The sequence below is a fragment of the Citrobacter sp. 50677481 genome, assembly GCF_001463265.1.
Lineage (GTDB): Bacteria > Pseudomonadota > Gammaproteobacteria > Enterobacterales > Enterobacteriaceae > Citrobacter_A > Citrobacter_A sedlakii.
Genome location: NZ_LNHZ01000070.1, coordinates 47863 through 73409 on the forward strand (window position 1 = coordinate 47863; position 25547 = coordinate 73409).

Genomic DNA, 25547 nt, shown 5'->3' on the forward strand with positions numbered 1-25547 from the left:
AGTTTTTTTCCCGAAACTTTTTGTGTGCTGGCATTGGCTATTCGAAGGGGTAGGTTTGCCGGACTTTGTCGTGTGAACCTCAACTGACTAAACGTTTGGGTGTTCACCAACGTGTAACTTATTTATTGGGTAAGCTTTTAATGAAAACTTTTACAGCTAAACCAGAAACCGTAAAACGCGACTGGTACGTTGTTGACGCGACCGGTAAAACTCTGGGCCGTCTGGCTACTGAACTGGCTCTTCGCCTGCGCGGTAAGCACAAAGCGGAATACACTCCGCACGTAGATACCGGTGATTACATCATCGTTCTGAACGCTGACAAAGTTGCTGTAACCGGCAACAAGCGTACTGACAAAGTGTACTATCATCACACCGGCCACATCGGTGGTATCAAACAAGCGACCTTTGAAGAGATGATTGCTCGCCGTCCTGAGCGTGTGATTGAAATCGCGGTTAAAGGCATGCTGCCAAAAGGCCCGCTGGGTCGTGCTATGTTCCGTAAACTGAAAGTTTACGCTGGCAACGAGCACAACCACGCGGCACAGCAACCGCAAGTTCTTGACATCTAATCGGGATTATAGGCAATGGCTGAAAATCAATACTACGGCACTGGTCGCCGCAAAAGTTCCGCAGCTCGTGTGTTCATCAAACCGGGCAACGGCAAAATCGTAATCAACCAACGTTCTCTGGAACAGTACTTCGGTCGTGAAACTGCTCGCATGGTAGTTCGTCAGCCGCTGGAACTGGTCGACATGGTTGAGAAACTGGATCTGTACATCACTGTTAAAGGTGGTGGTATCTCTGGTCAGGCTGGTGCGATCCGTCACGGTATCACCCGCGCTCTGATGGAGTACGACGAGTCTCTGCGTTCTGAACTGCGTAAAGCTGGCTTCGTTACTCGTGACGCTCGTCAGGTTGAACGTAAGAAAGTCGGTCTGCGTAAAGCACGTCGTCGTCCGCAGTTCTCCAAACGTTAATGGTTCTCTGCCTCTGGCAGAAGACTCTTGGCGAAAAAACCCGCTTCGGCGGGTTTTTTTATGGATAAATCGGGCGTAATCCCCTGACAACTCCCTCTTTTTCCCCATTTCCGGAATCGACTCACCACAAAGGTCACAAAATCTGGTAAACTATCATCCAATTTTCTGCCCAAATATCGGGTATTGCTCATTTTTTGTTTGCTTTTTGAACGATGATGACCTTTCCGATGTGGGTGACATCACTTCTGGCTGGCCACGCGGTGGCTGGTAGCAGTAAAAATTCTGAATATACCTGGAGGTTTTCATGGCTGTCGCTGCCAACAAACGTTCGGTAATGACGCTGTTTTCTGGTCCTACTGACATCTATAGCCATCAGGTCCGCATTGTGCTGGCTGAGAAAGGTGTGAGTTTTGAGATCGAGCACGTGGAGAAGGACAATCCACCTCAGGATCTGATTGACCTCAACCCGAATCAGAGCGTCCCGACACTGGTGGATCGTGAGCTGACCCTGTGGGAATCTCGCATCATTATGGAATACCTGGATGAGCGTTTCCCTCATCCGCCGCTGATGCCGGTTTACCCGGTTGCACGTGGCGAAAGCCGCCTGTACATGCACCGTATCGAAAAAGACTGGTACACCCTGATGAACGTCATCGTCAACGGGTCTGCCTCGGAAGCGGACGTCGCGCGTAAGCAACTGCGTGAAGAACTGCAGGCGATTGCGCCGGTCTTCGGTCAGAAGCCGTACTTCCTGAGCGATGAATTCAGTCTGGTCGATTGCTACCTGGCGCCGCTGCTGTGGCGTTTACCGATCCTGGGCATTGAGTTCAGCGGTGCGGGCGCGAAAGAGCTGAAAGGCTATATGACCCGCGTCTTTGAACGTGACTCTTTCCTGGCTTCTTTAACCGAAGCTGAACGTGAAATGCGCCTCGGCCGGGGTTAATGCCTATGGATTTGTCACAGCTGACACCACGTCGTCCTTATCTGCTGCGTGCTTTCTATGAGTGGTTGCTCGACAACCAGCTCACGCCGCATCTGGTGGTGGATGTGACGTTGCCTGGCGTGCATGTTCCAATGGAGTATGCGCGCGACGGTCAGATCGTCCTGAATATCGCCCCGCGCGCGGTGGGGAATCTGGAACTGGCCAACGACGAAGTGCGTTTTAATGCGCGTTTTGGCGGCGTACCGCGCCAGGTTTCCGTCCCGCTGGCGGCAGTGCTGGCGATTTATGCGCGTGAGAACGGCGCCGGAACGATGTTTGAACCGGAAGCGGCGTACGACGAAGACGTTGCCAGCCTGAATGATGATGACGCGGCGTCTGGCGCTGAGAGCGAAACCGTCATGTCGGTTATCGACGGCGATAAGCCGGATCGTGATGACGACGACAATCCGGATAACGATCCGCCGCCGCGCGGTGGACGACCAGCGCTTCGCGTGGTGAAGTGATGTCAAACAGGCTCGTCAGAGCCTGTTTTTTTATGCCTGCCGCCCTGTTTCCCCCTTATTTCGATCCTGTGTTAGGATGAAGCTGCTATACATTCCCGTAACGTGCTGATCAGGTCTTATGAAAACATTTGATTCACAAGCTGAAAATTCGTCTGCCCTTATCGGTCGTAGTCTGCGAAAACGTCCGCTGGCGCGGAAAAAGCTCTCTGAGATGGTGGAAGAAGAACTGGAACAAATGATTCGTCGTCGGGAATTTGGCGAGGGCGAACAGCTTCCGTCTGAGCGTGAGCTGATGGCGTTCTTCAACGTGGGACGCCCCTCGGTGCGTGAAGCGCTGGCGGCGCTCAAGCGTAAAGGGCTGGTGCAGATCAACAATGGTGAACGCGCCCGTGTCTCCCGTCCTTCCGCCGACACGATCATCAGCGAATTGTCCGGCATGGCGAAAGATTTCCTCGCCCATCCCGGAGGTATTGCCCACTTCGAACAACTGCGGCTGTTTTTTGAATCGAGTCTGGTGCGCTACGCCGCGGAGCACGCCACTGACGCGCAGATCGATCTACTGGCGAAAGCGCTGGAACTCAACAGCCAGTCGCTGGATGACAACGCGCTGTTTATCCGGTCCGACGTGGATTTTCACCGCGTGCTGGCGGAGATCCCCGGTAATCCGATTTTCATGGCGATCCATGTCGCTTTGCTCGACTGGCTGATCGCCGCGCGTCCAACGGTACCTGATCGCGAGCTTCATGAGCATAATAGCGTTAGCTATCAGCAGCATATCGCGATCGTCGAAGCGATTCGTCAACGCGATCCTGACGAAGCCGATCGTGCGTTACAAACCCATCTCAATAGCGTCTCCGCCACCTGGCACGCCCTCGGACAACAGTCTCGATCTAAAAAATAACGATCCTTTAGTGAAGCAGATCGCAATATAAGCACGCTGTATTGCACTGCTGCTTATTTGATCTGGTATAACAGGTATAAAGGTATGCAATCAGATAACACTAACAGTGACAGAGGTCGGTATGGCAAAAGAGTTACGAGGCGTAATGCCAGCGTTATTAACCCCTTTCGATTCGCAACAGCAGCTGGATATCGACAGTCTGCGCCGTCTGGTGCGCTTTACTGTCTCACAGGGCATCGATGGGCTTTATGTGGGTGGGTCGACCGGGGAAGCCTTCGTTCAGAGCATCGCGGAGAGAGAGCGAGTACTGGAAGTTGTCGCTGAAGAAGCGAAGGGCGACGTCACGCTGATTGCCCATGTAGGAACGGTGAGTACCGCGGAAAGCCAACAGCTCGCCCGGGCGGCGCATCGCTATGGTTTTGACGCTGTCTCCGCTGTGACGCCGTTTTACTATCCGTTTAGTTTTGAGGAGCATTGCGACCACTATCGGGCAATCATTGATTCGGCAGAGGGATTACCCATGGTGGTTTATAACATCCCGGCGCTCAGCGGCGTGAAGCTCAGCCTGGATCAGATCAACACGTTGGTGACGCTACCGGGCGTCGGCGCGCTGAAGCAAACTTCTGGCGATCTGTATCAGATGGAGCAAATCCGTCGCGCGCACCCGGATCTGGTGCTGTACAACGGCTACGATGAGATTTTTGCTTCCGGCCTGCTGGCGGGGGCGGATGGTGGGATCGGCAGCACCTATAACATTATGGGCTGGCGCTACCAGGGCATTGTAAAGGCGCTTAAGGCCGGTGACATTCAGGCTGCGCAACAACTGCAAACCGAGTGTAATCAGGTTATCGATCTGCTGATAAAAACCGGGGTATTCCGTGGGCTGAAAACGGTACTGCACTACATGGACGTGCTGTCCGTCCCGCTGTGCCGTAAGCCGTTTGCCCCGGTAGACGAACGCTATCTACCGGAACTGAAGGCGCTGGCTCAGCAATTGTTGGCAGAGAAGGCGTAACCGTGAAAAGCCGGGGGCGCTTCGCTTGCCCGGCCTGCAAAACATACTCTGTAGGCCGGATAAGGCAACGTCGCCGTCCGGCATAACAGCAAAAATTATCGGGAGAGTGTTATGAGTAAGTGTACCCAAAGCATCCCGTGGTATCGCCATCTCAATCGCGCCCAATGGCGGGCGTTTTCTGCCGCATGGCTGGGATATTTGTTGGATGGTTTTGACTTTGTGTTAATTGCCCTTGTCCTGACCGAAGTACAAAGCGAATTTGGGCTGACGACGGTACAGGCGGCAAGCCTGATTTCGGCGGCCTTTATTTCCCGCTGGTTTGGCGGGCTGATGCTGGGGGCGATGGGCGATCGCTACGGGCGTCGTCTGGCGATGGTCACCAGCATCATTATGTTCTCTGTGGGAACCCTGGCCTGCGGTTTTGCGCCGGGATACACCACCATGTTTATCGCCCGACTGGTGATCGGCATGGGCATGGCGGGGGAATACGGCTCCAGCGCCACGTACGTCATTGAAAGCTGGCCGAAACATCTGCGTAACAAAGCCAGCGGCTTTCTGATTTCCGGTTTCTCCGTCGGTGCGGTGGTTGCCGCACAGGTTTATAGCCTTGTCGTTCCTGTCTGGGGATGGCGTGCACTGTTTTTTATCGGCATTTTGCCAATCGTCTTTGCCCTTTGGCTACGTAAAAACATTCCGGAAGCCGAAGACTGGAAAGAGAAGCATGAAGGCAAAGCGCCGGTGCGCACGATGGTCGATATTCTCTATCGGGGCGAGCATCGCGTCGTCAACGTATTGATGACGATCGCGGCGGCAACAGCGCTGTGGTTCTGCTTTGCCGGCAACCTGCAAAATGCGGCGATCGTTGCCGTGCTTGGCCTGCTGTGCGCGGTTATCTTTATCAGCTTCATGGTGCAAAGCAGCGGCAAGCGCTGGCCGACAGGGGTGATGCTGATGGTCGTCGTGCTGTTTGCGTTCCTCTATTCATGGCCTATCCAGGCGCTGTTGCCAACGTATCTGAAAACCGAACTGGCGTACGATCCATCAACCGTTGCGCGCGTGCTGTTCTTTAGCGGCTTTGGCGCGGCGGTCGGCTGCTGCGTGGGCGGTTTCCTCGGCGACTGGCTTGGCACGCGCAAAGCCTATGTCTGCAGTCTGCTGGCCTCGCAAGTATTGATCATTCCGGTGTTTGCGATTGGCGGCACAAACGTCTGGGTGCTCGGTTTGCTACTGTTTTTCCAGCAGATGTTAGGGCAGGGGATCTCCGGGATCTTGCCGAAACTGATCGGCGGTTATTTTGACACCGATCAGCGTGCGGCGGGCCTGGGCTTCACCTACAACGTGGGGGCATTGGGCGGCGCGTTGGCCCCGATCCTCGGCGCGCTTATCGCCCAGCGTCTGGATCTGGGTACCGCGCTGGGATCGCTCTCGTTTAGCCTGACCTTTGTGGTGATCCTGCTGATTGGCCTGGATATGCCGTCCCGCGTGCAGCGCTGGCTGCGCCCGGAAGCATTACGTACGCACGACGCCATTGATGGTAAACCGTTCAGCGGCGCCGTACCGCTCGGCGGCGATAAAAGCGCGTTAGCGAAAGGTAAAAGTTAAGCCATTTACCCGGTCTCGTACCGGGTAACACTTGGAAGGGAAGAAGTATGTCGTTACTTGCTCAACTGGATAAAAGCATCGCCGCAAACGGCGGCCTGATTGTCTCCTGTCAGCCGGTTCCCGGCAGTCCGCTGGATAAACCGGACATCGTTGCGGCGATGGCGCTGGCGGCGGAGCAGGCGGGGGCGGTCGCCCTGCGTATTGAAGGCATCGACAATGTACGGGCAACGCGCGCTGTGGTGAACGTGCCGATTATCGGCATCCTCAAGCGCGATCTGGACGACTCTCCTGTGCGCATCACTGCGTTTCTGGACGATGTCGATGCGCTGGCGCAGGCCGGGGCGGATATTATTGCGTTTGATGGTACCGATCGCGTGCGACCGGTTCCTGTGGACGCGCTGCTGGCGAGGATCCATCATCATCAGCGTCTGGCGATGGCGGACTGCGCGTCGCGTGAGGACGGACTGGCCTGCCATCAGCGGGGCGCGGATATGATTGGCACCACGCTTTCCGGTTACACGACCCCGGAAACGCCAGAAGAGCCCGATCTGGCGCTGGTCAAAACCCTGAGCGACGCCGGGTGTCGGGTGATTGCCGAAGGGCGCTACAACACGCCAGCGCAGGCCGCGGAGGCGATGCGTCACGGCGCCTGGGCGGTGACGGTGGGGTCTGCGATTACGCGTCTGGAACACATCTGCGGGTGGTACAACGCGGCGCTGAAAAAGGCGGTGCTATGACGACGCTGGCGATTGATATTGGCGGCACCAAACTCGCCGCCGCCCGGGTGGATGAGGATTTACAGATCCGCGAACGAATTGAACGTCCAACGCCCGCCAGTAAAACGCCAGATGCCCTGCGCGAAGCGATCGCGGAACTGATTGCGCCGCTGCAGGCGCAGGCGCAGCGGGTTGCTGTCGCGTCAACCGGGATAATTCGCGACGGTAGCCTGCTGGCGATTAACCCGCAAAATCTCGGCGGGTTGCTACACTTTCCGCTAGTTGAAACAGTAAAAGCGATCACCGGGTTACCGACCCTGGCGGTCAACGATGCGCAGGCCGCGGCCTGGGCGGAATACCATGCGCTGGCCGATGCGACCCGCGATATGGTGTTTATCACCGTATCGACCGGTGTGGGCGGCGGGGTGGTGAGCGGCGGCAAACTGCTGACCGGTAGCGGAGGGCTGGCCGGGCATCTCGGACACACCCTGGCGGATCCGAACGGCCCACGGTGCGGCTGCGGTCGGATTGGCTGCGTGGAGGCGATTGCCTCGGGACGCGGCATTGCCGCCGCCGCGCAAGGCGATCTTGCTGGTTGCGACGCCAGAACCCTTTTTGCACGCGCGGCGGAAGGGGATGCGCAGGCGGCACAGCTGGTTACGCGCTCGGCGAAAGTACTGGCGCGGCTGATCGCCGATGTCAAAGCGATCACCGACTGCCAGCGGGTAGTGGTGGGCGGCAGCGTCGGACTGGCGGAAGGTTATCTGACGCAGGTCGGCGATTTTCTGGCCCAACAACCGCCGGTCTATCACGTCGCATTATCCGCCGCGCACTACCGACACGATGCAGGGTTACTGGGCGCAGCGCTGCTGGCTCAAGGAGAACGTCTATGATATTGGGTGAAGTTCGTTCATTACCGTCCGCAGGTTTGCATCCTGTGCTTCTGGATGCGCTGACGCTCGCGCTGGCGGCAAGGCCGCAGGAAAAAGCGCCTGGTCGCTATGCGCTGCAGAGCGACAATATTTTTATGAATGTGATGGAATTTTTCACGCAGTTGCCGACGGAAAAGAAAGCGGAGCTGCACGAGCAGTATATCGATATCCAGCTGCTGTTAGCAGGGAAAGAGCGCATTCACTTTGGCGTGAACGGCGCGGCGCGACGTTGCGAAGAGATGCATGAAGAAGAGGATTACCAGTTGTGTAGTGAGATCGCAGACGAACAGTCGGTCACCCTGCAACCGGGGATGTTCGCCGTGTTTATGCCGGGAGAGCCGCATAAGCCAGGATGCGTATTTCGGGAGCCAGGCGAAATTAAGAAAGTGGTGGTGAAGGTACGAGCCAGTTTGCTGGCCGTTTAGACCGGATGCTTTTACAGGCCGGACAGGGATGACTCCGCTATCCGGCTATATTCTTCAGCACATTACCGCTTAAACGTGACCGCTTCTGGCTGCGTCAGATGCAGTGTTGTCTGGCTGGGAACCGTCTCGGCAATGATCTTTCCGTGGCGGATGGAATAGCGTGCAGGCGTCTGGCGACGAACCGCATCAAAACCATTCTCAGCCGGTAAAATCACCAGGTTCGCCGAATTTCCTACCTTCACGCCGTAATCCTGCAGGTGGAGCGTTTTCGCACTGTGGCTGGTGATCAGATTTAGCCCATCGTTAATCTGTCCGTACCCCATCAGTTGGCAGACGTGTAATCCCATATGCAGCACCTGCAACATGTTTGCGGTGCCCAGCGGATACCACGGATCGAAAACGTCATCATGACCAAAGCAAACGTTGATTTCCGCTTCCAGCATTTCTTTCACCCGCGTCACGCCGCGACGCTTAGGATAGGTGTCGAAACGGCCCTGCAGGTGAATGTTCACCAGCGGATTAGCGACGAAGTTAATGCCCGACATTTTCAGTAAACGGAACAGGCGGGACGCGTACGCGCCGTTATAAGAGTGCATCGCCGTGGTATGACTGGCCGTGACGCGTGGGCCCATCCCGTCACGATGCGCCAGCGCGGCGACGGTTTCAACGAAGCGCGACTGCTCATCATCGATTTCGTCACAGTGCACGTCGATCAGCCTGTCGTACTTCTGCGCCAGCGCGAACGTTTTATGCAACGACTCAACGCCATACTCGCGGGTAAATTCAAAGTGGGGGATCGCGCCAATTACGTCCGCGCCCATCCTCACCGCTTCTTCCAGCAATGCCTCGCCGTTGGGGTAAGAAAGAATGCCCTCCTGCGGGAACGCCACGATTTGCAGATCGACCCATGGGGCAACATCCTGCTTCACTTCCAGCATCGCTTTAAGCGCCGTCAGCGTGGGATCGGAGACGTCAACGTGAGTACGGACATGCTGGATACCGTTGGCCATTTGCCACTTCAGTGTCTGCATTGCGCGAGTCTTAACGTCTTCGTGGGTGAGGAGCGCCTTACGCTCTGCCCAGCGTTCAATACCTTCGAATAACGTACCCGACTGGTTCCAGCTCGGTTCACCTGCTGTTTGCGTTGTATCCAGGTGAATATGCGGCTCGACGAAAGGCGGAATCACCAACCCGCCTTCGGCGTCAAGTTGTTGACCTGCAGGCGCTGAGGCGGTTTCCTGCTGTTCAATACGGCTGAATCGTCCGTTTTCAATCGCGATCTGCCATAGCCCTTCTTGCCCCTGCAAGCGGGCCTGACGAATCGTGAGCGTATTATTCTGCATGGGTGGCCTCCGGGGCGTTAGCAAAGGTTCGTCTGGCGAATGGGGTTAACAGGATGTAGCTGAATACGCCGCCGAGGACCGCATTCACCGGCACAATGCCGGGGAGATAGTGCCCGGCTGCCACGCCGAGCGCGACTGACAAGATGGCGACCCAGTTGACCATCACAAAAGTTGCGTTGTGGAAGTTGGCATAGCGGCGGCGGTTGATCAGATAATCGGCGATAATCACCCCGCCAACGGGGGGAATCGCTGCCGACAGAAAGGTCAGCCAGCCGACAAAGTTATTGTACAGCCACAGCGCGCAGAGCGTACCGATAATCCCATTTACTACTGACAGCGTGCGGCTGGAGAGCCCGGTAATGTTGGCAAAGCCCAGACCCGACGCGTAGAGCGCGTTGTCATTGGTCGTCCAGATGTTCAGGCCAAGAACGATAATGGCGGGCAGTAGCAGGCCCTGAGCAATCATAACGTCAGAGATATCAGCCTGGCCCACCGCGGCGGCGCCTGCGGCACCGAAAATAAACATCAGCGAGTTGCCAAGGAAAAACGCCACCATCGCGACCAGTACGGCGCCTTTCGCGTTGCGGCCAAAGCGGACGAAATCGGCGGTGAGCGTCCCGGCGCTGATAAACGAGCCGACGACCAGCGCCAGCGCGCCTGAAAAATTGAGCGGTGTCTGCGGCACGATCGCTTTTAAGTGATCCAGACCGCCCACGCCGTCCACTGCCAGCCACACGGAGTAGCTGCCGAGGATGACAATCGCCGGAACGGCGATGATCGATAACACCGTCAGCGCCGATATGCCAAAGAAAATGGTCATGGTCATCAGCAGGCCGGAAACCGCGATGAGGATATTGACGTCAATTCCCGTAGCTTTACTCACCGGGATTGCGAACATGGCCACGCCAACCCCAAACCAGCCTACCTGCGTCCCGCCTAATAGCAGGGAGGGAAGCCATGAGCCTTTCACACCAAATGAGTAGCGGGCGAGGAGGTGGGTCGAAAGGCCAGTTTTGGCGCCAATGTAACCGAGAAAAGCGGTGTAAATACCGAGGAGAAGATTACCGAAGAGAACTGCCAGGAAGAAATCATGATAGGAAAGACCGGTGCCGAGCGTGCCGCCGGTCCACATACTGGCGGAAAAAAATGTCAATCCCAACATTACAAACGTTAATGGAATGACACCTTTCCGCGCCGTCAGTGGGACGGGTCCCTGGCTATAATTGTTATCTTGCGACACAACGCCTCCTTGAATTTTGGTCAAAAAATCCGCCGCATAATATACATTTTTCTGGTGAATGCAAACGTTTCCGTCCGGATTTACATACGTTGCGGGGGAACCACGAGATCAGCGTGGGGAGAGTAACGTTGCCGCCGGACAGTATCCGGAGGTGGCCGTATAAAAATGTCGTTAATGGCCCTGGTACAAACGGAAGGTGTCCGCAATATTGTTGCCATTTTTTTATTTTCACATTTGCGGCAATCATGACTTTGAATTAATAACCTCGTAACAAATTAAAACATCATCATTATCTTTTTATTTTATTCGGGGATCGGGTATGACGCCCGTTTTACCTCTGCGACGTTATTCCGTGCAATCATGCCAGAAGCATAGCGTTAGACGTATTAATATGAAATTTATCACCATTAATATTTATGGTGTTAATTTGAAAAACAGCAATGATCAATAAGGGTGATACGCGAACCCCGTGAACAATGATTTATTTACTTAAGCGAACTTTAAGTTAAATTGAATTAATGTAATAGTCATATATCAGATTTATTTTTTGTGCAGGGTTTGAGCACTGGCTGATGCTATTTTAATCTTTTCATGCATCTCTTTTATGGGGATTTCCTTAAATTAAGAAAACAGATCTTTAGTAAGTTATCTACCATTAAAAGTGGTTTGTTTGGGGGTTTTTATGGGTAATAATGCGTGGCGAAAATAAAATTTAGTTATTTTCAGTACGCATTGTACATTTTGCTGAATTCTAAAATGAAAATCAACAAAAATAATCTTATCTGAGTGAAGAGTATGCACTCTGCATCGGCTTCGATGTTTTTATTGGAGACGCGTGTTAATCATACTCATCTTATTTTAAATGTTTAAAGGATTAAGAATGAAAACTGTAGTGAAAACAATCGCTGCTTCGGCAATGATTATGGGGTTCGCGTCTTTCGCTAATGCGGCGGGTACGAATATGGGTAACGTAACATTTACCGGTACGATTGAAGATTCTCCATGTTCGATTGCGGTGGGCGACGAGCATCAGACCGTTAACCTGGGACATATTGGCACCGGTTCTCTGTTGAAAGGCGGTCAGTCTTCCGCAGTTGATTTCCATATCAAACTGGAAAATTGTGCGTTCACTACCGAGAAAACCATGTCGACGACATTCTCAGCGGCGGGTAATGAATCCACAACGAGTGCAGGCAATATCGCCTTAATGGGCGCGAACGGTGAAATGGCAGGATCAAGTATCGTTTTGGCAACTTATAAAGGCGCACAGATTAAGCTGGATGAAGCTGATAGCCAGCCTCTGGCTGTCGATGCCAGCGGCGTAGGGCTGGCTGATCAGACGCTGAACTTCAAAGCATGGGTAAAAGGGGACGACGCGGCAACGTCGATCGATACTGGTGAATTTAACAGTGTCGTGAACTTCGCAGTGAGCTACCTGTAAGGTATGCCATTCTCTACGGCAGTCGTGCCGTAGAGAAACCAATCAAGATAATTTTATTCGCCATCCATCAGATCGTCTGAGGGTTTATTTCGCTTGCTATCATTAAATTATCAGGGATAGATATCTGATGAGCCGTTATTCATCATTTCGCTCGCATGCGCTAACGTTTCTCGTCGGTATGGCGTTAATTGGCGATCTGGGAAATAGCTTCGCCGAAGATGCTATTCAGTTTAATACTCAGTTTCTCGACGTTAAGGATGGTTCGAAATTCGATCTCAACCGCTTTTCCCGCAAAGGGTACGTCATGCCGGGCAAATACACATTACAGGTGATGGTAAATCAGAGCCAGATTGCCCAGGAACGCATCGTAAATTATATAACAGCGCAGGCTGATAACACGGTTACTTTTCCCTGTTTACCCCCTGAATTGATTGCGCAATTTGGATTAAAAACAGATGTTCTCAACAAATTACGCTGGATAAATTCAGGCGGCTGCCTGATGCCTAATCAACTCGATGGCGTCGAATTTCAAACGGATTTAAGTAAGTCGACTCTGGTTGTTATAATCCCGCAAGCCTATCTCCAATATTCAGATAAAGACTGGGACCCGCCATCGCGCTGGGATGAAGGTATTCCCGGAATATTCATCGACTACAATATTAATAGCCAGTGGCAGCACCCTGAGCATACAAAAGGTGACGAATATGACGTCAGCGGGAATGGTACGCTGGGGGCAAACCTGGGGTCGTGGCGTTTGCGCGCCGACTGGCAGGCCAATTACTGGCATCAGGATGCGGACGATCGTGAAAATGACGACGTTTCTGCTCATTCTGACCGTAACTGGGACTGGAGCCGCTATTACGCCTATCGTGCTATTCCGTCCCTGGGGGCGCAGCTGAAATTTGGCGAAGATTCGCTAACGTCAGATATCTTTGACAGCTTTCGTTATATCGGTGGCAGTCTGAATACCGACGATCAGATGCTGCCGCCGAATCTGCGAGGCTACGCGCCGGATATTTCCGGCGTCGCCCGAACGCACGCCAGGGTCACCGTTACTCAGCAAGGACGGGTGATCCATGAAACGCAGGTACCGGCGGGTCCGTTTCGCATTCAGGATCTCAACGAGGCCGTCTCCGGCGACCTTCACGTACGTATTGAAGAACAGAACGGTCAGGTGCAGGAGTATGACGTCAGCACCGCGTCTGTCCCTTATCTGACACGACCTGGACAGGTGCGTTATAAAGTGGCGATCGGCCGCCCGCAGGACTGGGACCGTCATTTGCAGGGTTCGCTGTTCAGCGTCGGGGAGGCGTCCTGGGGGGTGGCGAACGGCTGGTCATTGTACAGCGGCGGGATTGGCGAAAAAGATTACCAGGCGCTGGCGATCGGCGTCGGGCGGGATATGGCGGTTCTGGGGGCGCTGTCGATCGACCTGACCCATTCGCGAGCGCGTATGCCTGAAGGCAGCGTTTATGGCGAGGGAATCATCCACGGGAACGCCTTTCGGGCCAGCTATGCTAAAGATTTTGACGCGTTGAAAAGTCGTCTGACCTTCGCGGGTTTTCGTTTCTCGGAAGAGAACTATATGACGATGGATGACTATCTGGATGCTCAGTATGCGGATGAGGATCGGGTGCGCAGCGGCCATGATAAAGAGATGTATACGCTGACGTACAGTCAGAACTTTGCCGAGATTAACGTCAACGCCTATCTGAATTTTACTCACCGGACCTACTGGAACCGACCGGACGAAGACAGCTATAACCTGACGGTTTCCCACTATTTCAACGTTGGCGACATGCGCAATGTCAGCTTATCGATCAATGGTTATCGCAACGACTATGACACTGATACCGACGATGGGGTTTTCGTCTCGCTGAGCGTCCCCTGGGGAAGCGACCGTACGCTAAGTTATAACGGCTCCTTCAGCGACGGCAATAACAGCAATCAGGTGGGGTATTACGAGCGTATCGACGATCGTAATAACGTCCAAATCAACGCCGGTCACAGCAACGACGGTGCGACGATGGACGGCTACTATCGCTATGCCGCTAATTTTGCCGATGTGGATGCCAGCGTGAATTATCAGGAAGGGGAATACCTTTCCGGCGGGCTCTCCTTACAGGGAGGAGCAACGTTAACGCCGTACGGAGGCGCATTTCACCGTACTGGCGTGAATGGCGGTACCCGATTATTGGTTAACGTTGACAGTCAGGCGGATATTCCGGTCAGTGGCTACGATACGCCGGTGTACACCAATGGTTTTGGTAAAGCGGTGCTCACCGATGTCAACGATTACTACCGCAATCAAATCCGTATCGATCTGACGGAATTACCCGAAAATGCCGAAGTGATTAATTCGGTAGCGCAGGCGACGCTAACCGAAGGGGCAATAGGCTACCGTCATATGGACGTGATCAGCGGCGAAAAAGCGATGGCGGTTATCAGGTTGCAGAACGGTGATTATCCCCCTTTTGGCGCAGAGGTTCGCAACGAGCATCTCCAGCAGGTGGGCATTGTTGACGGCGACGGCAGCGTCTATTTGATTGGCGTCAATGCGGCAGAGCGGATGCAGGTTATCTGGGACGGACTGCCACAATGTGAAATCGTGCTGCCGATGCCGTTGCCGAAAGCGTTATACAGCGGGCTGCTGCTTCCCTGCCGGAGCGAGGGGCTGTCATGAAAGAGCCGGCTCTCGACCTGTTCTCCCGATGACACAGCAGAAAACCCGGTTAGCGCCTTCCGTAAAACCGGAAGCGCTTTTAACCCGAAACTGATCACAAAGGATTTATTTTATGAAAGGACATCTTCTGACCGTGTTGGTGAGCTGCGCAATGGGCACAATCGGCGCGGCGCAGGCGGCCGTATCCCCGGACCGCACGCGACTGGTATTCAAAGGGGATGATAAATCCATAAGTGTGGATTTAAAAAATGCCAGCGAGAAAATGCCTTACCTTGCTCAGTCGTGGATCGAAGACGAAAAGGGCGTGCGGATCAGCTCGCCGCTGACCGTTGTACCGCCGGTGCAGCGCATTGAAGCGAAAAGTATCGGCCAGGCCAGGATTCAGGGAATGCCGGGTTTAGCTGCGCTGCCCCAGGACAGAGAAAGCTTATTTTTCTACAACGTACGTGAGATCCCGCCCAAAAGCGATGCGCCCAACACGCTGCAAATTGCGCTGCAAACGCGGATCAAGCTGTTCTATCGCCCCGTGTCGCTAGCGAAAGTCGATCCCATGAATCCCTGGCAGTATGACGTGGTGCTGGAGAAAAAAGGGGGTCAGTATCAGGTGAATAACACCACGGGTTATTACGTCATAGTGAGCGATGCCAGTCGCGATGTGGACGGCGAGACGGCGAAAGGGTTTACGCCAATGGTGATTGCGCCGCAGACCAGCCAGATGATGGTCGCCGGTATCGCCGAATTGGGTAACACGCCGGTACTTACTTACGTGAATGATTATGGCGCTCGCTTGCCGCTGATTTTTAACTGCTCAGCAGAGAAATGCACAGTCAATAAAGAGAAGAGCAGAAAATCGTGAGTGTCTTCAGCAGGAAGAACGTGGCGCGTATAGGGGCGGCGGCGTTAACGTTATTCATTTGCGCAGGAATAGCCCCGGTTAATGCGAAAAGTAAAACGGTCAATATGAAATTGATCGTGCTGGTGAACGCGGCTCCGCCCTGCACCGTCACGGGCGGGTCGGTTACGTTTGGCGACGTGCTGACGACCGAAGTGGGGAAGGCGGAGTATATCCAGCCGGTTAAGTACTCATTGAACTGTAACGGAAGGGTATCCGATTACCTGAAATTGCAGATCCAGGGCGCACCCGTGACGATAAACGGTGAGTCGGTGTTAAAGACCAGCGCCAGCGGGCTGGGTATTCGTATCCAGACGGCCAGCGACGGAACGCTGGTCCCCCTTGATAACAGCAACTGGCTGAATTTTACCTACGCTTCTACGTCCGGCATACCGCTGGAGGCCGCGTTGGTTAAGGCGAGCGGTAGCGAACTTCAGGCACAGGAATTCAGCGCGGCCGCAACGTTAGTGGTGGATTATCAATGAAAAAAATTCTCCTGGGCTTCCTGCTAAGCAGCTTTACGCTGTCGGCGGCGGAAAATCTGCAATTCAGCGGGACGCTGATCGCGCCACCCACATGCACCGTTAACAATGAAGAGACAATAGAGATCGGCTTCGGTGATGTCGCCATTGAGAAGATCGATGGCGTCAACTATACGACGCTGATTGGACTTTATGTTTATTGCAACTATCCCGGCAGGAACCACCAAATGACGTTAACCATCGGTGGGGCGATCAGCGATTTTAATCCTGCGGCAATTGAAACAGATGTTGATGGTCTGGGTGTCGAAATCAAACAGAATGGTAAACCCTTCCCCATTAATGATGTGCTGTCGGTTGAGGAACTGACTTTCCCGTTGCTGGAAGCGGTGCCGGTGAAAAAGAGCGGGGCAAGCTTAAAGGACGGTTCCTTTGAGGCATGGGCAACGATAAAGGTGGAGTATCAATGAGCGTCGTGAAAGATGCGCTCTGCTTGCTGGCGCTGTGGGGAATGTTGGGACAGACGGTGAACGCAGAGACGAAAATTCATTTTACCGGTCGGTTGCTGTCATCGCCCTGCTCGCTGGTGGTCAATGGCAATACGCTCACAGAAGTCCTTTTTCCCTCATTGAGCGCGCCAGAGCTGGCTACCCGCGGGAGATCGAAGCCTGTCGCATTCAGCTTACAGCTTAAAGACTGCAATACGGTGACAAGCAAGTCTGTTTCCGTGCGTTTTTCCGGAATGGAAGTCAGCGGCATGAGCGGCTTTCTGGCGCTGGAAGGGGGCGCCGACGCCAGCGGCATTGGCATCGGCATTGAGACTGAAGACGGCGCACAGGTGAAGATCAACGGCGCTTCAGGAAATGAATTTATGCTGAGCGATGGGCTGAATACATTGAATTTTAATGCCTGGATTCAGGCGGTGGAAGGCCAGGAGATAACGCCGGGAACCTTCAGTGCGACAACTCTCGTTGCTTTTGAGTACTTATAACGATGAAACAATTTATCTGCATCAGCGTATTTTTTCTTTGCTTACCCTTATTTTCCGCTTCCGCGACTGCGGCCGGGGATAAGTTGGCGAACTCAAAATTTAATAGTGAAACGGTCTACTACGGGCGTAATCGGACAATCAATAGTGGACCGACGACGCTAAATGTTACTGTTGCCACACCTCAGGGGGTTGCCTATGGGGCTTATCAAATTCCCTATGTGTCACATAAAGGCTCGGTCATTGCGGCAACATCCTGGTCGGGCACGGGAAAGGCGCCCATCCTGACGATAGTCGATTTTGCATCGGCATCGAACTCAAACTGTCCCGGCATAGATACCTCTAAATGGCAATGTGGTCAACTCGTCGTCAGCGTTGAGGTTGAATCGGATAACTTTGGCTGTCCATGGATAGCGACAATATCGGCGACATCGACAATGCGAGCGAATGGCAACTTTTATACGGGGCCAGTGACCCGCGACTCGGTATGCCCGACGGTACCGGTGGACACATTTGATATTTCCTGGGATCCCAACATCGTAAAGCACGAGACCGTTCTCGCTGTTGATGCTACAGGCGGGACGGTGACCTCCTCGCTGCAAACCTATTTAATGGAGAGCGGTTCGCTATGCGATAAAAGCAAGTATGATTCGCGCGGCGCGTACTGCCGTTTTGTGGGGACTGGAGTGACGTTGAGTGTACTGGGATGCGATGACAATCATGTCCAAAGCAGAGCCTCGCCCTTTGCGCTAACAGATAAAGCCTTGCACGATATTACTGTTTCGGTGAACACCAAAAATATAGGCACGGGAATGGTAAAAGCAACCTGTAATTTCCAGTATATTCTTGAACAGCTATAAGACGTTTTTCGCTGTACAGGCTTGCAGATAGCCCCCATCCCTGACTTATCTTCCGGATGGGGGCGGTGGTGTTTAAACCTCCAGGTAGTTCATGATCCCGTCAGCCGCTTTACGGCCTTCGGCAATGGCGGTGACCACCAGATCTGAACCGCGTACGATGTCGCCACCGGCGAAGATTTTCGGATTGCTGGTCTGGAACGCGTTATCGCTGCTTTCCGGAGCGATAATACGGCCCTGTGAGTCCAGCTCGACGCTGTGCGCTTTCAACCATTCCATGCTGTGCGGACGGAAACCAAACGCCATCACGACGGCGTCAGCCGGGACCACGTGTTCTGAACCGGCGACGATCTCCGCGCGACGACGGCCTTTCGCATCCGGCGCGCCCATTTCGGTGCGCGCCATTTTCACGCCGCACACCTTGCCGTTAGCGTTGACTTCAATACCCAGCGGCTGCACGTTGAACTGAAACTCGACGCCTTCTTCACGCGCGTTTTTCACTTCGCGTTTTGAACCCGGCATGTTTTCTTCGTCGCGGCGATAGGCGCAGGTGACGTGCGTCGCGCCCTGACGAACAGAGGTACGCACACAGTCCATCGCCGTATCGCCACCGCCCAGCACGACCACGCGCTTGCCTTCCATACTGATGAACGGCGCGTCGGTGGTTTCGCCAAAGCCCATGATCTGCCTGGTGTTGGCGATCAGGAACGGCAGCGCGTCAAACACGCCATCGGCGTCTTCGTTTTCCAGCCCGCCGCGCATGGACTGATAAGTGCCGACGCCGAGGAATACCGCATCGTAATCCTTCAGCAGGTCGTCGAGCTGTATGTCACGACCCACTTCCACGTTGAGTTTGAACTCAATGCCCATGCCGGTGAAGATTTCGCGGCGACGGGTCATCACCTCTTTTTCCAGCTTAAACGCCGGGATGCCGAAGGTCAGCAGGCCGCCGATTTCCGGATGACGATCAAAGACCACCGCCTTTACGCCGTTGCGGGTCAGCACGTCGGCGCAGGCCAGCCCGGCAGGACCGGCGCCGATAATCGCCACGCGTTTGTCGGTCTGACGTACCCCGGTCATATCCGGACGCCAGCCCATCTCGAACGCTTTGTCGTTGATATAGCGCTCGATATTGCCGATAGTCACCGCGCCAAACTCGTCGTTCAGCGTACAGGATCCTTCGCACAGGCGATCCTGAGGGCAGACGCGACCGCACACTTCCGGCAGGGTGTTGGTCTGGTGAGACAGCTCGGCGGCCTCGAAAATACGCCCTTCGTTGGCCAGTTTCAGCCAGTTCGGGATGTAGTTATGTACCGGACACTTCCACTCGCAGTACGGGTTGCCGCAGGACAGGCAGCGGTCTGCCTGTGCTTTGGCCTGACCTTCAGAAAACGGCTCGTAGATTTCGACGAACTCGATTTTGCGAATTTTCAGCGGCTTCTTCGGCGGATCAACGCGCTGCAGGTCGATAAATTGATATACGTTTTGACTCATGACCAGACCCTCTTACTGCGCCTGCACGCGCAGCTCGGCTGCGCTACGACTACGGTGACCCAACAGGGCTTTCACATCACTGGATTTCGGCTTCACCAGCGCGAACTTCGTGGCAAAAGCTGACCAGTTCGCCAGAATTTCTTCGCCACGCTGCGATCCGGTATGCTGCACATGTTCGGTAATCAATCCACGCAAATGCTCCTCGTGAATCGCCAAATCGTCAACGCTCAGCACTTCCACTAATTCCGGATTCACGCGTTTGCGGAACTCACCGTCTTCATCCAGCACGTAAGCAAAACCGCCCGTCATGCCTGCGCCGAAGTTCACGCCGGTTTTGCCGAGAATGCAGACAATACCGCCGGTCATGTATTCGCAGCCGTTGTCGCCAATGCCTTCCACGACGGTGATTGCCCCGGAGTTACGCACCGCAAAACGTTCACCTGCGCGGCCTGCGGCGTACAGGCGACCGCCGGTCGCGCCGTACAGGCAGGTGTTACCAATAATGCTCGCCTCATGACTGCGGAAAGCTGAACCGACCGGTGGACGTACCGCCAGCAGCCCCCCCGCCATGCCTTTACCGACATAGTCGTTAGCATCGCCGGTCAGGTATAACTCAACGCCGCCGGCGTTCCAGACGCCGAAGCTCTGGCCCGCGGTGCCGTTAAAGTGCGCTTTGATCGGGTCAGACGCCAGCCCCTGATCGCCATGCGTCTGGGCGATATAGCCCGACAGCGACGCGCCAACGGAACGGTCGGTATTGCGAATGTCAAACCAGAAGGTTTTGCTCTGACGTTCGTCAACGTACGGTTTCGCCTGTTGTAACAATTGCGCGTTCAGCACGCCGTTATCGAACGGCGGGTTGTTTTCCGTGCAGTACAGCGCTTTGCCTGGATGAGGCTCGGCGGTTTCCAGCAGACGGGACAGGGCCAGTTTCTGCTGTTTGGCGGTAAAGCCTTCCAGCTCTTTCAGCAGGTCGGTACGGCCAATCAGATCCACCAGGCGGGTGACGCCCAACTGCGCCATCAGCTCGCGGGTTTCACGGGCGATAAATTCAAAGTAGTTGGTCACTTTGAACGGCAGCCCGTGATAGTGATTCTTACGCAGTTTGTCATCCTGCGTTGCGACGCCCGTCGCGCAGTTATTCAGGTGACAAATACGCAGGTATTTACAGCCCAACGCCACCATCGGGCCGGTACCGAAGCCGAAGCTTTCCGCGCCCAGAATCGCGGCTTTGATAATATCAACGCCGGTTTTCAGGCCACCGTCCACCTGCAAGCGGATCTTATGACGCAGACCGTTTGCCACCAGCGCCTGCTGGGTTTCCACCAGGCCCAGTTCCCACGGACAACCCGCGTATTTCACCGAGGAGAGCGGGCTGGCGCCAGTACCACCGTCGTAGCCAGCGATGGTGATCAGATCGGCATAGGCTTTCGCCACGCCGGTCGCAATGGTGCCGACGCCCGGCTCGGAAACCAGCTTCACGGAGATCATCGCTTTCGGGTTAACCTGCTTCAGGTCGAAAATCAGCTGCGCTAAATCCTCGATAGAGTAAATATCGTGGTGCGGCGGCGGGGAGATCAGCGTCACGCCCGGTACCGAGTAGCGCAGTTTGGCGATGTATGGGGTGACTTTATCACCCGGCAACTGGCCGCCTTCGCCCGGCTTCGCGCCCTGCGCGACCTTGATCTGGATAACATCGGCATTGACCAGATACGCTGGCGTTACGCCAAAGCGACCGGATGCCACCTGCTTGATACGCGACACTTTATTGGTGCCGTAGCGCGCCGGGTCTTCACCGCCTTCGCCGGAGTTGGAGTTCCCGCCGAGGCTGTTCATGGCTTCCGCCAGCGCTTCGTGGGCTTCGGGGCTCAGCGCGCCGATGGACATTGCCGCCGTGTCGAAACGCTTGAACAGTTCGCTGGCCGGTTCAACGTCGTCAATACTCACGGCGTCGTCACCCGGTGTGATAGCCAGCAGATCGCGCAGCGTCGTGGCGGGACGTTCGTTGACCAGCTTCGCGTATTCCTGATAGTCGCTGTATTCGCCGCTTTGTACCGCCTGTTGCAGAGTACGCACCACGTCCGGGTTATAGGCGTGGTATTCGCCGCCGTGCACGTACTTCAGCAGGCCGCCCTGGGCTATTGGCTTGCGCGCCAGCCAGGCGCGTTTGGAGAGATTCAGCAGATCCTGCTGGAAGTCGGCGAAGCCCGCCCCGCCGATGCGACTCACCACGCCCTGGAAGCACAGGTTCACCACGTCGTCATGCAGGCCGACCGCTTCAAACAGCTTCGAGCAGCGGTAAGAGGCGATGGTTGATATGCCCATTTTGGACATGATCTTGTACAGCCCTTTGTTGATGCCGTTACGGTAGTTCAGCATCACGGTGCGGTAGTCTTTGGCAATCGCCTGGGTGTCGATCAGACGGCCCAGCGTTTCGTATGCCAGATAGGGATAGATGGCGGTCGCGCCGAAGCCGAGCAGCACCGCAAAATGATGCGGGTCACGGGCGCTGGCGGTTTCAACGATGATGTTCGCGTCGCAGCGCAGGCTTTGTTCCACCAGACGCGTCTGTACCGCGCCCACGGCCATCGGCGCGGGCACCGGCAGACGGTTCTTGCCAATGTTGCGGTCGGAAAGCACCAGCAGGACGGTACCATTACGCACCATCTGTTCGGCGGTGTCGCAGAGCGTTTTCACGGTCTCTTCCAGCGTGGTCTGCGTGGCGTCGAAGGTGATATCAAGCCAGTCGGCGCGATAATGTTCCTCTTTCATCGTCGTCAACTGTTTAAAGTCAGAGTACAACAGGATCGGCGATTTAAAGCTCAGACGATGCGCCTGGCCTTCCGCTTCGCAGAAGACGTTCATTTCGCGACCAATGCTGGTGGCCAGCGACATGACGTGAGCTTCGCGCAGCGGATCGATTGGCGGGTTGGTTACCTGCGCAAACTGTTGGCGGAAGTAGTCGTAAATAATGCGCGGCTGGCTGGAGAGCACGGCAAACGGGGTGTCATCACCCATAGAGCCGACCGCTTCCTGGCCGTTTTCGCCCAGTACACGGATGACGGAGTCCAGCTCTTCCGCGCTGTAGTTAAATTGTTTCTGGTAGCTGGCGAGCGCGTCGTCGTCCAGTTCGCGGCTTCCCACCTGATCGTCAGCCAGCTCTTCAAACGGTACCAGGCGGCGAACGTTTTTCTCCATCCACTCTTTATACGGGTGGCGGCTTTTCAGATCGTCGTCGGTTTCGGCGGAATGCAGAATACGGCCGCCGCGGGTGTCGATCACCATCAGTTCGCCAGGCCCAACGCGGCCTTTTTCCACCACTTCGTCAGGCTGGTAATCCCAGATGCCGACTTCCGAGGCGCAGGTGATCAGTTTGTCTTTGGTGATGACGTAGCGCGCCGGACGCAGACCATTACGATCGAGGTTACAGGCAGCGAAGCGACCGTCGGACATGACGATCCCCGCCGGGCCGTCCCAGGGCTCCATGTGCATGGAGTTAAAGTCGAAGAAGGCGCGCAGCTCGGGATCCATATCGGGGTTGTTCTGCCAGGCTGGCGGCACCAGCAGGCGCATCGCGCGAACGATGTCCATCCCGCCGGCCAACAGCAGCTCCAGCATGTTATCCATGGAGCTGGAGTCGGAGCCGGTTTCGTTAACAAACGGCGCGGCGTCGTGAAGGTCCGGGATCAGCGGCGTCTGGAATTTATAGGTACGGGCGCGCGCCCACTGACGGTTACCGGTGATGGTGTTGATCTCGCCGTTATGCGCCAGATAGCGGAACGGCTGCGCCAGCGGCCAGCGCGGTACGGTGTTGGTGGAGAAGCGCTGATGGAACAGGCAGATGGCCGACTCCAGACGCAAATCCGCCAGGTCCAGGTAGAAGCGCGGCAGATCCGCCGGCATACACAGACCTTTATAGATGTTGACCAGGTTCGACAGGCTACAGACGTAGAAGTCTTTATCATCCTGGAGGCGCTTTTCAATGCGGCGGCGGGCGATGAACAGGCGGCGTTCCATATCGCGCGGACGCCAGCCTGCAGGGGCGTTGACAAAAATTTGCTCAATGCGCGGCAGAGAGGAGAGGGCAATTTCACCGAGAACGCCTTCGTTGGTTGGCACATCACGCCAGCCGACAATTGACAGGGTTTCCTGCTGCAGCTCTTCTTCAACAATACGGCGAGAGGCGGCGGCCAGATCCGGATCTTTATTTAAAAAGATCATCCCGACGGCGTAGTTTTTGGCTAAGCGCCAGCCGCGCTCTTCGGCAACGATACGAAAAAAGCGGTCCGGTTTTTGTAACAGCAAGCCGCAACCGTCGCCGGTTTTACCATCGGCTAGGATCGCGCCACGGTGCTGCATTCGGGCCAGTGCGTGGATTGCGGTACGCACTACCTTGTGGCTAGGTTCGCCTTCTATGTGGGCGATCAGGCCAAAACCACAGTTATCCTTCTCAAGGGATTTATCGTACAACATATCAGTGAACCTCCCCAGGCTCTGCGGGATCCCCTTCCGACACCGTTTGCGCGCGGGCACACCAAGAGCATGGCGACGGGGTTTGCGCATCTTACGCTTACCTCGCATTCGCCCTCTTTATCCTTATCGCGTAGGTCAAACAAGTTTGAGGACTTGCTGTCAGAGGGAATCTCAATTACTGCATAAATATGATGAGCGCAGCGCTCATCCAGAAAGCTTCCAGCGGATTTCCAACTTATCGGGAATCCACACACAGGTCAAATGGCAAGCTTATTTATGCCAAAATGTGCTACGCAGCATGTATCAGAATGAAATTACTGGAATTATTGACATTTTTACATTGCTTTAACGTGGGAGATACGGGATGCAGAGTGTGATCTGTCTCACTGTCATATCCCCCTGTTAACCCTTATCTCAGCTTGATTCCCCGTGAGATGCAGTGTTTTGTGCTGGTTGTCGCTGTGAAGGCGATTCATCATACTGTTTTTGCGCAATCGGCGTCAGAAGATAAAAAAAATGGAAGGAGATAAGGAAAAATAATTGAACAGCTTATGAATGAAATAGCGTTTATTTTGACTGGATATGTAATTGATAAAAGCCCGCCGTGGCGATTGATCCAGGTCATCGCCGAACGGGGCTAAAAATGGCAGGCTTTGGCCTCTTTTTAAGAGGCGGTCTATCAGATTATGCAGTTACAGAAATTAGTCAATATGTTTGGTGGGGATCTTTCGCGTCGTTATGGACAAAAGGTTCATAAACTGACGCTGCACGGCGGGTTTAGCTGCCCTAACCGTGACGGCACCATCGGTCGTGGCGGCTGCACTTTCTGTAACGTCGCCTCTTTTGCCGATGAAGCCCAGCAGCATCGATCGATCGCCGAACAGCTTGCCCATCAGGCGCATCGGGTCAATCGCGCCAAACGTTATCTGGCCTATTTCCAGGCTTATACCAGCACCTTCGCCGAAGTGCAGGTGTTGCGCGCGATGTATCAGCAGGCGATAAGCCAGGCCAACATGGTCGGCCTGTGCGTCGGTACGCGTCCCGACTGCGTGCCGGATGCGGTGCTCGATCTGCTCTGTGAGTATAAAGACCAGGGCTACGAAGTGTGGCTGGAGCTTGGGTTACAGACCGCGCATGATAAAACCCTGCATCGTATTAATCGGGGTCACGATTTCGCCTGCTACCAGCGCACCACCCGGCTGGCGCGCGAGCGCGGACTGAAGGTGTGCGCGCATCTTATCGTCGGCTTGCCGGGCGAAGGCCAGCGTGAGGGCCTGCAAACGCTGGTGCGGGTGGTGGAGACGGGGGTGGATGGCATTAAGCTGCACCCGCTGCATATTGTCACGGGTAGCATTATGGCGAAGGCCTGGGAAGCGGGGCGGCTGACCGGCATTGCGCTGGACGATTATACCTTGACGGCAGGAGAGATGATTCGCCATACGCCGCCGGAAGTGATTTACCATCGTATCTCCGCCAGCGCCCGCCGTCCGACGCTGTTGGCGCCACTGTGGTGTGAAAATCGCTGGACCGGAATGGTCGAGTTGGATCGCTATCTTAACGAACACGGCGTTCAGGGGTCGGCGCTTGGACGCCCCTGGATTTCGCCCGACGCCTGATCTATGACGGGCGCTCGCATTTCTTGC

21 protein-coding genes and 1 pseudogene are annotated in these 25547 nt (G+C 55.0%); 18 read left to right on the plus strand and 4 right to left on the minus strand.

All coding sequences use genetic code 11. The annotated features are described in order from the left end of the window. Positions 1-140: 140 nt before the first annotated feature. From rplM to nanQ, 10 genes are all read left to right on the plus strand, one after another. Entirely contained in the window at positions 141-569 is a 429-nt protein-coding gene (gene rplM, locus APU02_RS20120; RefSeq protein WP_000847556.1) for a 50S ribosomal protein L13, read from the plus strand. Positions 570-584: 15 nt separating this feature from the next. Next, on the plus strand, positions 585-977 hold the full coding sequence (gene rpsI / locus APU02_RS20125) for a 30S ribosomal protein S9 (protein ID WP_000829818.1): 393 nt from the start codon (positions 585-587) through the stop codon (positions 975-977). A 304-nt stretch (positions 978-1281) separates the two neighbouring features. Next, on the plus strand, positions 1282-1920 hold the full coding sequence (gene sspA, locus APU02_RS20130) for a stringent starvation protein SspA (RefSeq protein ID WP_042291949.1): 639 nt from the start codon (positions 1282-1284) through the stop codon (positions 1918-1920). Positions 1921-1925: 5 nt separating this feature from the next. Beyond that, entirely contained in the window at positions 1926-2423 is a 498-nt protein-coding gene (gene sspB, locus APU02_RS20135) for a ClpXP protease specificity-enhancing factor (RefSeq protein ID WP_042291947.1), read from the plus strand. Positions 2424-2541: 118 nt separating this feature from the next. After that, the gene (gene nanR, locus APU02_RS20140; protein WP_042291946.1) at positions 2542-3324 is read left to right on the plus strand and encodes a transcriptional regulator NanR; all 783 of its coding nucleotides are present in this window, start codon (positions 2542-2544) and stop codon (positions 3322-3324) included. A 121-nt stretch (positions 3325-3445) separates the two neighbouring features. Beyond that, entirely contained in the window at positions 3446-4339 is an 894-nt protein-coding gene (gene nanA / locus APU02_RS20145) for an N-acetylneuraminate lyase (protein WP_060571049.1), read from the plus strand. A gap of 111 nt (positions 4340-4450) precedes the next feature. Continuing rightward, positions 4451-5941: an MFS transporter gene (locus tag APU02_RS20150; RefSeq protein ID WP_042291941.1), complete on the plus strand. Its 1491-nt coding sequence runs from the start codon at positions 4451-4453 to the stop codon at positions 5939-5941. Positions 5942-5988: 47 nt separating this feature from the next. Next, complete coding sequence (locus tag APU02_RS20155) at positions 5989-6678, plus strand: N-acetylmannosamine-6-phosphate 2-epimerase (protein WP_042291938.1); 690 nt, start codon at positions 5989-5991, stop codon at positions 6676-6678. Next, complete coding sequence (locus APU02_RS20160) at positions 6675-7550, plus strand: N-acetylmannosamine kinase (protein ID WP_060571050.1); 876 nt, start codon at positions 6675-6677, stop codon at positions 7548-7550. The genes APU02_RS20155 and APU02_RS20160 overlap by 4 nt, the downstream gene beginning before the upstream one ends. Beyond that, positions 7547-8014, plus strand: coding sequence for an N-acetylneuraminate anomerase (gene nanQ / locus APU02_RS20165; RefSeq protein WP_042291934.1), 468 nt, complete (start codon positions 7547-7549; stop codon positions 8012-8014). The genes APU02_RS20160 and nanQ overlap by 4 nt, the downstream gene beginning before the upstream one ends. A 62-nt stretch (positions 8015-8076) precedes the next feature. Here the strand turns inward: nanQ and APU02_RS20170 are convergent, their stop codons facing one another. Together APU02_RS20170 and codB are read right to left on the minus strand one after the other, a co-directional pair. Beyond that, positions 8077-9357 (minus strand): cytosine deaminase, encoded by a 1281-nt coding sequence (locus APU02_RS20170; protein WP_042291932.1) that lies wholly within the window; start codon positions 9355-9357, stop codon positions 8077-8079. Beyond that, a complete protein-coding gene (gene codB, locus APU02_RS20175) occupies positions 9347-10597 on the minus strand; it encodes a cytosine permease (protein WP_060571051.1) in 1251 nt (416 codons plus the stop codon). The genes APU02_RS20170 and codB overlap by 11 nt, the downstream gene beginning before the upstream one ends. A gap of 880 nt (positions 10598-11477) precedes the next feature. On the opposite strand from codB, the gene APU02_RS20180 reads away from it, so the two are divergent. The 7 genes and pseudogenes from APU02_RS20180 (at position 11478) to APU02_RS25450 (ending at position 17940) form a co-directional block, all read left to right on the plus strand. Further along, positions 11478-12038, plus strand: a complete 561-nt coding sequence (locus tag APU02_RS20180; RefSeq protein ID WP_060571052.1) for a fimbrial protein — start codon at positions 11478-11480, stop codon at positions 12036-12038. Between the two features lie 127 nt (positions 12039-12165). Next, a pseudogene (locus tag APU02_RS20185) lies at positions 12166-14815 on the plus strand (outer membrane usher protein). Positions 14816-14833: 18 nt separating this feature from the next. Continuing rightward, complete coding sequence (locus APU02_RS20190) at positions 14834-15577, plus strand: fimbria/pilus periplasmic chaperone (RefSeq protein WP_060571053.1); 744 nt, start codon at positions 14834-14836, stop codon at positions 15575-15577. Positions 15578-15681: 104 nt separating this feature from the next. After that, positions 15682-16098, plus strand: coding sequence for a fimbrial protein (locus tag APU02_RS20195; RefSeq protein ID WP_060571098.1), 417 nt, complete (start codon positions 15682-15684; stop codon positions 16096-16098). Beyond that, complete coding sequence (locus APU02_RS20200; protein WP_060571054.1) at positions 16095-16562, plus strand: fimbrial protein; 468 nt, start codon at positions 16095-16097, stop codon at positions 16560-16562. Before APU02_RS20195 ends, APU02_RS20200 begins: the two co-directional genes overlap by 4 nt. Beyond that, a complete protein-coding gene (locus APU02_RS20205; RefSeq protein WP_060571055.1) occupies positions 16559-17083 on the plus strand; it encodes a fimbrial protein in 525 nt (174 codons plus the stop codon). Before APU02_RS20200 ends, APU02_RS20205 begins: the two co-directional genes overlap by 4 nt. 2 nt (positions 17084-17085) lie before the next feature. Further along, entirely contained in the window at positions 17086-17940 is an 855-nt protein-coding gene (locus APU02_RS25450; RefSeq protein WP_072197160.1) for a StfH/YfcO family fimbrial adhesin, read from the plus strand. 72 nt (positions 17941-18012) lie between these two features. Here the strand turns inward: APU02_RS25450 and gltD are convergent, their stop codons facing one another. Continuing rightward, positions 18013-19431, minus strand: a complete 1419-nt coding sequence (gene gltD / locus APU02_RS20215) for a glutamate synthase subunit GltD (RefSeq protein ID WP_060571057.1) — start codon at positions 19429-19431, stop codon at positions 18013-18015. 12 nt (positions 19432-19443) lie between these two features. After that, positions 19444-23904: a glutamate synthase large subunit gene (gene gltB / locus APU02_RS20220; protein WP_042291926.1), complete on the minus strand. Its 4461-nt coding sequence runs from the start codon at positions 23902-23904 to the stop codon at positions 19444-19446. Between the two features lie 686 nt (positions 23905-24590). Between gltB and APU02_RS20225 the strand changes: the two genes are divergently transcribed. Next, positions 24591-25520, plus strand: coding sequence for a TIGR01212 family radical SAM protein (locus tag APU02_RS20225; RefSeq protein ID WP_060571058.1), 930 nt, complete (start codon positions 24591-24593; stop codon positions 25518-25520). Positions 25521-25547 lie beyond the last annotated feature (27 nt).